Consider the following 12,173-nt stretch of genomic DNA (forward strand, 5'->3'; position numbering starts at 1 on the left):
ATTGCGAAATGCATACCAAATACAAATTCATATACATTTCAACAACTTAATTTATCTCGCCTTTGTATTACTGAAAACAAACAACTGACATTGTTTGTTTTAGTACAAGATTTGTTTGTTGTGATTGGATGGCTTGGCACAGGTTGGCATAAGAATAAGGAAAGGGTAACGAAAGGAGGAAAGTTACCCTTGATAGCGCTATTACGGCCCTAATCCCCCATTAAAACATACAGAGAAGTATCATCGTCGACACTCTTGTTGAACAACTTAGTCAACGCTTGGACTTCATCTAAGCTTGGCTCATTTTTCGTCAACTTATATAAAGAGGCGACTTTGTTCTCTACAACAGTGATCATCCCTTTTATAAATGGGTCATCTCTGGAAATCTGTTTATCTACAGGTTGGGGATTCGCTACAAGTGACTCTATTTTTTTCTGAAGAGCCGTAATCTCCATTGGTGTACGGATTCGATATAAATATCCACCCTCCACTTTTTGTCTGGCAACATACCCCACATTGTCAAAAGCAATAGACTCTCTCACCAATACGGTTGCACTAGTTTTAAAGTCATAGGGCTTGATATCGACAGGGGTATATTTGAATTCAGGTTGGCCAGATAAGTTATCCGTGCGAGCATCAACCAGAGAACAAGGCTTACTTAAAGGGCCTGTTATTTCATTCCAGTGAATAGGGACAAAAATTTCACCCGGCTTCATGGTGTCACTAATGGTCACTTTAACGACACACTCTCCGTTCTTATTGAACACAACCACCATTTCGTCATTAGAAATGCCATATTGCATCGCCGTTTTGGGATGTATCAACACGTACGGTTCACTGGCATGTTCCGCCAAACGACTCGATAAGCCGGTACGCGTCATGGTATGCCACTGGTCTCGACTTCTGCCGGTATTCATCACTAAGGGGAACACTTTCGATGTGAATGCTTGCGGCGGTGCATGTTTTACCGCGATAAAGTTGGCGCGGTGATCCTCGGTGAAGAAGCGTCGATCTGCAAACATTCTCTGATTAATAACCGTGTGTTGTTTCTCTTTTACCGGCCACTGCTGTGGAGAAAGTGAGTTGTATTCAGCGTCAGTTATATCAGCAAGACCGGCCAGATTCAGGTCTCGTTGTTTGGCTTGTTCACTTTCGAGGTCTGAGTTACCTAAGGTTGTAAGCTGAGCATACTCCCTGAATATTTCCCCCTCATGTAAATAGTCAAATGCTTCTTTAAAGCCGATTCTTTGTGCAACTTGAGAAATAATCCACCAATCCGGCTTTGCCAGACCCGGACTAGCCAGAAGTCTGCGCTGGCGTGAGATACGACGTTCAGAGTTCGTCACCGTACCTGATTTTTCGCTCCAGCCTTGTGCTGGCAATAGAACATCAGCGTATGCTGTCGTAGCAGTGTTCTCAATACAATCCGACACCACAACCAAGGGACAATTTTCTAATGCTTGCTTAATCTTTTCACTGTCAGGAAGACTGACTATTGGGTTTGTCGCCATGATCCAGACGGCTTTAATCTCGCCGCTATGAATGGCATCAAACATATCAATCGCTTTTAATCCCGGCTTTTTCGCTAAGGTATCGGTTTGCCAAAACGCCTCAAGACGAGCAATATCATCAGGATGAAACTCCATGTGTGCGGTCAGCGTGTTCGCCAAAGCGCCAACTTCCCGACCTCCCATCGCGTTTGGTTGTCCTGTAACAGAAAATGGACCCGCCCCTTCTTTGCCGATCTTTCCGGTCGCCAAATGGCAATTAATAATGCTGTTTACTTTATCAGAGCCTTGAGAAGACTGGTTCACGCCTTGTGAGTAGACCGTGATGACTTTTTCTGTTTGAGCAAAATACTCATAGAATTGCTGAAGTGATGCCAAATCAATGCCAGTGACACCACTCACGTCTGAATCATTTAATGCAGACTGATACGCCTCACTGAAACCGTTTGTCGATGAACCAATAAAAGAGTGATCAACAATATTATGTTCCCCGAGATAGACCAATAAGCCATTAAAAAGCGCAACATCAGAGCCGGGATTAATCGCTAAATGAAGATCGGCAATCTCACAGGATTCATTTCGGCGCGGATCGATGACGATGACTTTCAGATTAGCGTTAGTCTGCTTAGCCGCTCTCAAACGCTGAAATAGCACAGGATGGCACCAGGCCAGATTGGAACCGACCAATATCACCAGGTCCGCTTTTTCTAGATCCTCATAGCAAACGGGAACCGTATCCATGCCGAAAGCACGTTTGTGTCCGACAACACTGGAAGCCATGCACAAGCGAGAGTTACTGTCGATATTCGCGGTACCAAGAAAACCTTTTATTAGTTTATTCGCTACGTAGTAGTCTTCGGTTAAGAGCTGCCCAGAAACATAGAACGCCACGGATTCCGGACCAAACTCTTCTATCGTATCAGCGAAACCTTTTGCTACGCGGGATAGTGCCTCATCCCACTCAGTGTCACGCCAGTTACCTGCTTCTGTTTTGAGTTTTGGAGTCAGTAAACGACCGTCATGGATAACGGTGTCTCCTAAAGCAATGCCTTTAGTACATAACTTACCGTAATTTGAGGGGTGTTCTTTGTCGCCACGTACTTCCAGCTGTCCATTTGACTTAGGTCTGGCTTCAATCCCACACCCTACACCACAATAAGCACATGTTGATTTGATCCATCCTTCGCTCATACCCACCAGTCTCCAACTTTAATTTTAATAACTAATGAGCAAAATCCATTCCAATCATCCAACATCAACACTTTTACATAACAACCATATAATATTCATATGGTTAATAAACCAAATACCACTAAAGTGGTAGAGATTAATCCCCAAAAAAACTACCACCTTTTGTGTATATTTACCCATCTTGATGCAACATTGACCATAAAACATCTTCATCTACCACTTTTGGTAGTAACCCCATTTCCCTCACTCTCCACTCTCTACAAAAACAAAATATCATATCTATTTGTTTTTATTGTTTTTTATTTGTTTTTAATAAAAATAAATCATGCTGGCACCCATATTGCTTTGTGGCTAACAACTAGCAAAATCACATTCGAGGCAATGATGATGAATACACAACATTCAGTTATTGGAAACGTATCACTGGTGGGTGCTGGACCTGGCGATCCAGAATTACTGACCGTCAAGGCTATTAAGGCGATTGAACGTGCCGATGTCATCGTATACGACAACTTAGTCAGTGACGGGATACGTGCTCTGTTTCCGGCTCATTGCAACCTTGTCTATGTCGGAAAAGCAAAAGGTTGTCACAGCTATAAGCAAGAGGAAATTAACCAGTTGATTGCCAACTTTGCCTTGGATTCAAAGAACGTGTGTCGAGTAAAAGGCGGAGACTCCTTCGTTTTTGGGCGTGGTGGTGAAGAAATGCTGTTTCTTGCGAAATTAGGCATTAACGTGAGTGTGGTTCCGGGCATTACTGCCGCATCCGGATGTTCAACTTACTCCAACATCCCCCTAACCCACCGAGGCTTAGCGCAGGGCTGCACATTCATCACCGCCCATGCGGATAAAAAGCTAGAAATTAACTGGAGTGCATTAGCTCAGCTCAACCAAACGTTGGTCATTTATATGGGATTGACCAAAGCACCACTCATACAGGAGCAGTTGATCAGTTCAGGTATGAACGCAGATAAATCCGTGGCAATTATTGAAAACGGTTGTACTCCTTCGCAAAGAACGATCATCGGTCACCTCTCTGAGCTTTCCGCATTAGTGTCGCGTCATTCGGTAAAGTCTCCTGCCTTGATCGTAATAGGAGACGTCGTCAAAGTCGCAGACCAAATGCAATGGTTACAACAGCTTAACAACAAAAATATGGAAGTTCTTTCCGAGTCAAGTTTACTGAAAAGTGCCTGATTACACGGCCATGGAAAGTCAGAATTACTAAGGGAAATTAGATTATGAGCAAACAAAAAATCATAGTGGTCGGTAACGGAATGGTTGGCCATAAGTTTATTGATACGTTAATCCAGTCTGAGCAAGAGAATGTTGAAGTAATAACGTTTTCTGAAGAACCTCGCCTGGCTTACGATCGTGTTCAATTGACCGCCTATTTTACTGGCAAAACAGTAGAAGACCTGTCTTTAACCAGTGAAGGTTATTATCAGTCAAACGGTATTAAATACTTACTGAATGAGAAAGTGAGTCAAGTAAACCCGGAAGATAAACAGATCGTTACTGCTTCTGGCCGTATTGAGAGCTATGACAAATTAGTGCTCGCTACGGGCTCGTTCCCGTTTGTTCCCCCTATTCCTGGTAATGAAAAAGAATTCTGTCATGTATACCGAACCATAGAAGATTTGGACGAAATCGAACGCTCGAGCAAAGAGAGTAAAGTTGGTGTCGTTATTGGTGGTGGTTTACTGGGGCTGGAGGCGGCGAATGCCATCAAAAATCTTGGCTTAGAGACGCATGTTGTTGAGTTTGCACCTCGCCTGATGGCTGTTCAGCTTGATCAAGATGGTGGCGATTTACTTCGCCGCAAGATCGAAGCTCTGGGCGTCACCGTCCATACAGAAAAGGCGACTACAGAAATCATCGATGGTAACGAATGCCGTTACAGAATGAATTTCGCTGACGGTACTCATATTGACACCGATATGATCGTCTTCTCTGCTGGTATTCGCCCACAAGATGAGTTAGCTCGTAATAGCACGATAGAGATTGGCGAGCGTGGTGGCATTGTCATCAACAATAACTGCCAGACCAACTACGAAGATATTTACGCGATTGGTGAGTGCGCATTATGGGAGCAGCGTATTTTCGGCCTGGTAGCTCCTGGCTACCAAATGGCGAAAGTGGCGGCTCAACATATCCTTGGTTCTGACAAGAGCGCGCAGTTTACTGGCGCAGATATGAGCACCAAATTGAAACTAATGGGTGTCGATGTTGCAAGTATTGGCGATGTCCATGGCCAGACAGCAGGAGCCCTGTCATACACATACAAAGATGAAATTGAACAAGTTTATAAACGCCTCATCGTCTCTGAAGATAAAAAGAAAATTGTAGGCGCAGTCTTAGTTGGTGATGCCAGTGCCTATGGGAATCTGTTGCAGATTCGCCAGAACGATCTCCCATTACCTGAGAATCCATCCGTATTAATCCTGCCTAATGTGGCTGAAGAAGAATCAGCGGGACTAGGTATTGATGCTTTACCTGACAGCGCAGTTATCTGTTCATGTTTCGATGTTACTAAAGGCTCCATTAAACAAGCGGTAGCGGCTGGTTGCACTACAATGGCTGCTCTGAAAGAGACCACCAACGCATCAACGGGTTGCGGCGGTTGTAGTGCATTGGCAAAACAAGTGCTCGACAACGAATTGGAGAAACTGGGTGTTGAGGTCAACAACCACGTTTGTGAGCATTTTGCCTATTCACGTCAAGAACTGAGTGACCTGATTCGCGTTAATAAAATAAAAACCTTCGATGAACTGTTAGAAAAATACGGTCAGGGGCTTGGCTGTGAAGTATGTAAACCGACTGCGGGTTCTATCTTAGCCTCCTACTGGAATGATTACATCTTGCGCGATGAACATATCGAGCTTCAGGATACTAACGATATCTATCTGGGTAACATGCAAAAAGACGGTACCTACTCAGTTGTACCACGTGTGGCTGGCGGCGAAATAACACCGGAAAAACTCATCATTATTGGCGAAGTGGCGCGTGATTTCGAGCTTTACACCAAAATCACCGGTGGGCAACGAATCGACCTGTTTGGTGCACAACTCAATGACCTACCTGTCATCTGGAAACGCCTGGTTGATGCTGGTTTTGAAACGGGCCATGCCTACGGCAAATCCGTTCGTACCGTGAAGTCTTGCGTGGGTAGCACCTGGTGTCGCTACGGTGTGGGTAATAGTGTCGGCTTCGCAATCGATTTAGAGAATCGTTACAAAGGCCTTCGCTCGCCGCACAAGCTCAAGTTTGCGGTATCTGGCTGTACGCGTGAATGTGCCGAAGCCCAGTCAAAAGATATCGGTGTGATAGCGACAGATAAAGGCTGGAACCTTTATGTCTGTGGTAATGGCGGTATGCGCCCTCGTCACGCCGACTTACTGGCAACAGATTTGAACGATGAAACGTTGATTAAGTATGTTGACCGAGTGCTTATGTTCTATATCCGTACGGCAGACAGACTGCAACGTACTTCCGTATGGCTTGAGAATCTGGAAGGCGGCATTGACTACCTCAAAGAAGTGGTGATTGACGATAAGCTGGGGCTGGCAGAAGAGCTGGAAAAATCCATGCAAGACAGTCTGGCAAATTATCAGTGTGAATGGAAAACCACATTGGAATCCCCTGAGAAACTGCGTCGCTTCAGTCACTATATCAACAGTCCTGATCGTGATGAATCGCTTAATTTCGTGACCATCCGAGAACAGAAGTTTCCAAAAAATACCGCTGAAGAGTTGGCTATCGAAATCGTCGAAGTTAACTAACTTACGGATGAAAGAGTTTCATTTTAGGAGAATCAATATGAGTAACTGGGTATCAGTCTGTGAATCGGATGCTATCGCACCAAATACTGGTGTTTGCGCCAAAGTCGGTAATCTACAGATCGCCATTTTCTTTAGCAAACGCACCAATTCTTTACATGCGATATCGAATTACGACCCCATCGGCAAAGCCAATATTTTATCGAGAGGAATTGTGGGCTGCATCAACGAAATATTGTGTGTCGCATCGCCGTTATACAAACAACATTTTTGTCTGACAACCGGACAGTGCATTGAAAACCCGGAATATAGCCTGCCGATTTATGAAGTAAGAAATAACAACGGCATCATAGAACTCAGACAATAACCAGAAGCAGACACTAAACGCGAGGCATTGTCTTAACCACAGAATCAAGGCAATGCCTTCGAGACAAATCTTATAAGGATTATTGAACATGGAAAGCTCAAAATTCACCCTTCTATCCTTCACCGGAAAGATGAAGATCCTTCACTTAAGCTGGATGGCATTTTTTATTACTTTTGTTGTCTGGTTTAACTTTGCACCAATGCTACAAATGGTCAAAGAATCGCTCGGTCTTTCAAGCGAGGAAATTAAAACTCTATTGATTTTAAACGTCGCACTAACCATACCCGCTCGTGTACTCATCGGCATGTTTACCGATCGCTTCGGTCCACGAATCGTGTATTCGGCCTTGCTGGCGATCTGCTCGATCCCATGTTTCATGTTCGCCTTTGCAGACTCCTTTATTCAGGCAGCCATTGCACGTTTCCTGCTTGGCTTTATCGGTGCAGGCTTCGTTATCGGTATTCGTCTGGTGTCTGAATGGTTTCCACACAACCAACTCGGAACTGCAGAAGGCATTTACGGGGGCTGGGGTAACTTTGGTTCTGCCGCAGCAGCATTCACACTGCCTACATTAGCGCTTACTTTTGGTGGTGACGACGGCTGGCGATACGCTACCGCTATAACTGGGGCAATGAGTCTTCTGTTCTCCGTTGTTTTTTACAAAAACGTATCTGACACGCCAAAGGGAGCGACCTACTTCAGACCAAAACACCTTTCAGCAATGGAAGTGACATCAAAAGGAGATTTCTTTTTCCTATTGGCAATGAAAGTACCAATGTACGCCGTACTCGCTTTGCTGGCATGGAAACTCTCACCGAGCAACATCAACATGCTAGAGCAAGGGGTAGTAAACGCTATCTACGCTGGCCTTGCTGTTCTCTACATTGTCGATGCTAATCAGGTGTGGAAAGTAAACAAATCTATTTTCGAAAAGCCAGTTGAACCAATTCATCAGTACAAGTTCAAGCAAGTGGCCGTTCTGAACGTTCTATACTTTGCAACGTTCGGCTCTGAATTAGCTGTGGTTTCAATGCTGCCATTATTCTTTTCAGAAACATTTGAATTGACACCTGTTGTTGCAGGCATGGTGGCTTCGGCTTACGCGTTTATGAACCTGATGTCTCGACCGGGTGGTGGTTTAATTTCAGATAAGTTTGGCCGTAAGCTGACGCTCCTCATTCTAACAGCTGGCCTTGCTGTAGGTTATTTCCTGATGGGTCAAGTAAACGCAAGCTGGCCTGTATGGGTAGCGGTCGCTGCGGCAATGGCATGCTCATTCTTTGTTCAGGCTGGCGAAGGCGCAGTATTTGCAACCGTTCCTCTGATCAAGCGTAGAATGACCGGACAAATTGCGGGCATGACAGGTGCTTACGGTAATGTTGGTGCTGTGACTTATCTGACCATCTTATCGTTTGTCTCTTACCAAACATTCTTCTATGTGATTGCAGCGACGGCGGTCGTAGGTTTTGCTGCTCTAATGTTTATGGAAGAACCATCAGGTAAAATTGCAGAAGTTAACGAAGATGGCAGTGTCACACTTATAGATGTATCCCACTGATATAAGATGTATATCGGGAGATATTGAGCTTTACTAACTTAAAGCGAGATGAGTGGTAGTGTTCAATATCGTTCAAAGGCTCGACCATTCGTGGTTGGGCTTTTGTTCTTGTTATTCAGGTTATTCAGGTTATTCAGGTTATTCAGGTTATTCAGGTTATTCAGGTTATTCAGGTTATTCAGGGAAAATACGGTAAGGAAGACTTAATGTCAGTGCAGGAAAAGTCAGAACAAGAAATGCAACATATCGAATTTTCTGGGTGTTCTTTGACCGGTAAAAGAGACGAAAATCAAGACGCATTTATCGTTAAATACCCCAGAACAAAGGATGAACTCACTTACAAAGGGGTTGTCGCCTGTATTGCTGACGGTGTGAGTTGCAGTAATCAGGCACAACAAGCCAGCCAAACTGCGACTACCCAATTTGTGTCTGATTACTATGCCACTCCCTCCAGCTGGAGCATAAAGCGTTCTGCGAGTGAACTACTCACCAGTTTAAACCGCTGGCTTTATAATCAGGGCGAAGAGCACCTCTACCATAACGGTATGGTGACGACTTTCAGCGCGCTGGTGCTTAAATCCAATACTGGCTACATCTTTCACATTGGTGATAGTCGCGTTTATCTATATCGAGATAACCACCTGACGCTTCTAACCCGTGATCATCAACGCACTAATTTCGGCCATCAGCATTATCTGACCCGAGCCCTTGGAATGGATGAAAAAGTTGAAATTGATTTTCAAACATTGCCACTCAAAGAAAATGACAGATTCATTCTGACCACCGACGGCGTTCATGAGACCTTAACGCACGAAGAAATAAAGCAACAAATTACCAATATAGATTCTTGCCAGACACTATCTCAAGCCCTGTGCGACGAAGCACTATTGAAAGGGGGCACTGACAACACAAGCTGTATCGTATTGAAAGTCAATGAGTTACCTAGCTTTAATTTGATTGAACATCAAACCGCTTTGCTGGAAAAAAACATTCCACCAGCATTAAAACAAGGTCAAAATCTCGATCATTTTGAAATAAGAAGTACCCTCTACGAAGGACCTCGCAGCCACGTCTATCTCGCTTTCGATCGTCAAAAAGGCGGTAATGTCATTATTAAAGTACCATCGTTGAATTATAGTGATGATCCAGAGACGCTGAAGCGGTTTGCCAATGAGCAATGGATAGCGACTCAATTAGACAGTCGCCGCGTCATGAAAATGTACCCGAGACCCGTCTATTCAAAATTTATCTACCAGGTCTGTGAGTACATCGAAGGATCAACCTTGCGTCAATGGATGCATGACCACCCTAGCCCGCCACTGGAAATTGTCCGTGAAATAGTGGACGGCATCGTCAAAGCAGCTCGGGTTTTCCAACGGGCTGATATGATTCATCGTGACCTTAAGCCTGAAAACATCATGATCACCAGAGATCTGGAAGTAAAAATCATCGACTTTGGTACTGTGGAAGCAAAAGGCCTTAGCGAAATGCAACAGGACGAAAGCACATCATTTCCTCTTGGCTCAGTCAATTATACCGCTCCGGAATATATCAACACAGGAGAAGCAAGCACACTCTCTGACCTGTTTTCTATCGGTGTTATCGGCTACGAAATGCTCACGGGTTCTCTGCCATATAAAGAGCATTCCCAGCAAACACTGCAGCAAGCCCGACACGTCCGCTGGGAATACCATTCCATGAAAGCGTACCGGGAAGATATACCGCTATGGATAGATCTCGCGTTTAAAAAAGCGACCGCCGAGATCCCGAGTAATCGGTATCAGGCACTGGGTGATTTCATTGCTGACCTTTTCACGCCAAGTACTCAACTATTAAACGATGTCGACAACAAACCTTTAATAAAGCGTAACCCTATTTTATTTTGGAAGTCCCTTGCTTTACTTGCTTGTTCTGCTGCTGTCATTGAAGGGTTGCTGTTACTGAGTGATAAATAATTGTGGACCTAATGGTGATAAATCATGATGATACATTTAGATAACACATGGAGGAGTTAATGGTGAGTTCAGAAGATGCGACGATAATGTTGGTCGACGACCATCCACTATTTCGCAGTGGGTTACGACAACTGATTGCCTGGGAAGACGGTCTGCAAGTGATCTGCGAATATAACAATGGATATGATGCTATCGAAGGTGCAATTCAACATGATCCGGACCTGATTATTCTTGACCTCAACATGCAAGGCATAGACGGTTTAGAGACTGTCCACCAAATGAGAGCGAAAGGCGTCACATCTCGCGTCGTTATGCTAACTGTATCTGACAATGAAGATGATGTCCTCAACGCGATATCAAGTGGTGCTGACGGGTATCTGTTAAAGGACATGGAACCAGAAGACATTGTCGCCAATATCAAACAAGCAGTGTTAGGACAGCTGGCATTATCAGATCGACTGACCAAAGTCCTCATTCAGTCGTCTAATAAGCCCAAAAAGCCGATACAAGAAAGCCCGCTAAAATCACTCACGAGTCGCGAGCATGAAATTTTATCGCTCATCGCCAAAGGCATGAGTAATAAACTCATCGCTCACGAACTGAAAATCACCGACGCCACGGTAAAAGTCCATGTCAAAAATCTTTTGAAAAAGATCAACGTCAGTTCTCGCTTAGAGGCCGCAGTCTGGATGATCGAGAATCAATAGTTAAATGACCGCACTATAAACTTTATTTGTATATAAAGATCTCAAACGCTGTTAGCTTGCATAAGCTTTTCTGTATTGAACCGGAGACATATCGTGGTTTTTCCGCATAAACTTTGTAAAATTAGACTGTGATGAAAAGCCACATAACTCACTGATTTCACTTATCGATTTATTTGTACTCCCCAATAATGAGCAAGCTTTCTCCATTTTAATGTCTTTTTCTAACTCACTAAAAGATGTTTTTTCTGCATTTAATTTTCTATTAAGCGTCCATCTGCTCACACCAATTTTATGACAAACTTCGTCTAGAAGTGATAAGTCGTTAATAAAGTACTTTTCTTCAACTAGATTTTTAATAATTTCCTTAACAATAGATGAAAAATTGTGAGTAGTTTGAATTGTCTTTCGGAGTTGCTCTACATTATTTTTCTGCAGCCCATATAAAAATTCATTGAACGTATTATTTTTTTCTAACAAAGAAGATGATTTTATAATCATTTGATTTTTGTTCTGGCCAAAAATACACTTTGATTCAAATTGATCGTTCGTAAAATTTTTACCTAGTTTTATTGAACTATCGAACATTATGTCAAATTCAATATCATCTACGTACTTGCTCATGATGTCACGAATAAGTAGAAAGTGCCCCACGGAACCATTCATCGGTGCAGTAGGATCGGTATTACTGTACTCAATACAAATTGAGTCATCGCCAATTTTCATATGACAATGGTCACTATCGCCAATAATAAATCTGTATTTTAGAAAGCTATCAATAGCATTAACTGCATTTGATTCATTTAGGCACAAATTAAACAACTGAGGAAAAACATCATACAAACCTGAAACAGATGAATATTCTTTATAAATATAACGATTGTATTCTGACGTTTTAATAATAAATTTTTTGCTCTGTTGATAAGGAATTCTGCCGTTAGGATTCGTTAAATTTAACTTGTTAATATTACATTCGGAAATAATAGGATCCACATCAATGCCAATAGAAGACAACAAGTTCACTTTTCGGTTAATTAATAGACTAGAAACAGAATATCCCATAACAGTGCCAACCCAATTATTTTTGACCCGTAAAATAATTACTGATAAT

General features: G+C 43.2%; 8 protein-coding genes. 6 read left to right on the forward strand and 2 right to left on the reverse strand.

Annotation, left to right across the window (positions count from 1 at the left end; translation table 11 throughout):
- Positions 1 to 209: 209 nt before the first annotated feature.
- Positions 210 to 2,699: a molybdopterin oxidoreductase family protein gene (locus ACWYU8_RS06860; RefSeq protein ID WP_457518292.1), complete on the reverse strand. Its 2,490-nt coding sequence runs from the start codon at positions 2,697 to 2,699 to the stop codon at positions 210 to 212.
- Between the two features lie 387 nt (positions 2,700 to 3,086).
- On the opposite strand from ACWYU8_RS06860, the gene cobA reads away from it, so the two are divergent.
- From cobA to narL, 6 genes are all read left to right on the forward strand, one after another.
- Entirely contained in the window at positions 3,087 to 3,896 is an 810-nt protein-coding gene (cobA, locus tag ACWYU8_RS06865) for a uroporphyrinogen-III C-methyltransferase (protein ID WP_457518294.1), read from the forward strand.
- A 44-nt stretch (positions 3,897 to 3,940) separates the two neighbouring features.
- Positions 3,941 to 6,481, forward strand: a complete 2,541-nt coding sequence (gene nirB / locus ACWYU8_RS06870; protein WP_457518296.1) for a nitrite reductase large subunit NirB — start codon at positions 3,941 to 3,943, stop codon at positions 6,479 to 6,481.
- A gap of 37 nt (positions 6,482 to 6,518) precedes the next feature.
- A complete protein-coding gene (gene nirD, locus ACWYU8_RS06875; protein WP_457518298.1) occupies positions 6,519 to 6,845 on the forward strand; it encodes a nitrite reductase small subunit NirD in 327 nt (108 codons plus the stop codon).
- 88 nt (positions 6,846 to 6,933) lie between these two features.
- Complete coding sequence (locus tag ACWYU8_RS06880; RefSeq protein WP_457518300.1) at positions 6,934 to 8,403, forward strand: NarK family nitrate/nitrite MFS transporter; 1,470 nt, start codon at positions 6,934 to 6,936, stop codon at positions 8,401 to 8,403.
- 206 nt (positions 8,404 to 8,609) lie between these two features.
- Positions 8,610 to 10,358 carry a protein kinase domain-containing protein gene (locus ACWYU8_RS06885; protein WP_457518301.1) on the forward strand — a complete coding sequence of 583 codons (1,749 nt, stop codon included), beginning with the start codon at positions 8,610 to 8,612 and terminating at the stop codon, positions 10,356 to 10,358.
- 59 nt (positions 10,359 to 10,417) lie between these two features.
- Complete coding sequence (gene narL / locus ACWYU8_RS06890) at positions 10,418 to 11,065, forward strand: two-component system response regulator NarL (RefSeq protein ID WP_457518303.1); 648 nt, start codon at positions 10,418 to 10,420, stop codon at positions 11,063 to 11,065.
- Positions 11,066 to 11,116: 51 nt separating this feature from the next.
- Here the strand turns inward: narL and ACWYU8_RS06895 are convergent, their stop codons facing one another.
- The gene (locus ACWYU8_RS06895; protein ID WP_457518305.1) at positions 11,117 to 12,124 is read right to left on the reverse strand and encodes a helix-turn-helix domain-containing protein; all 1,008 of its coding nucleotides are present in this window, start codon (positions 12,122 to 12,124) and stop codon (positions 11,117 to 11,119) included.
- Between the last annotated feature and the right edge of the window lie 49 nt (positions 12,125 to 12,173).

It is taken from the genome of Vibrio limimangrovi, assembly GCF_054064025.1.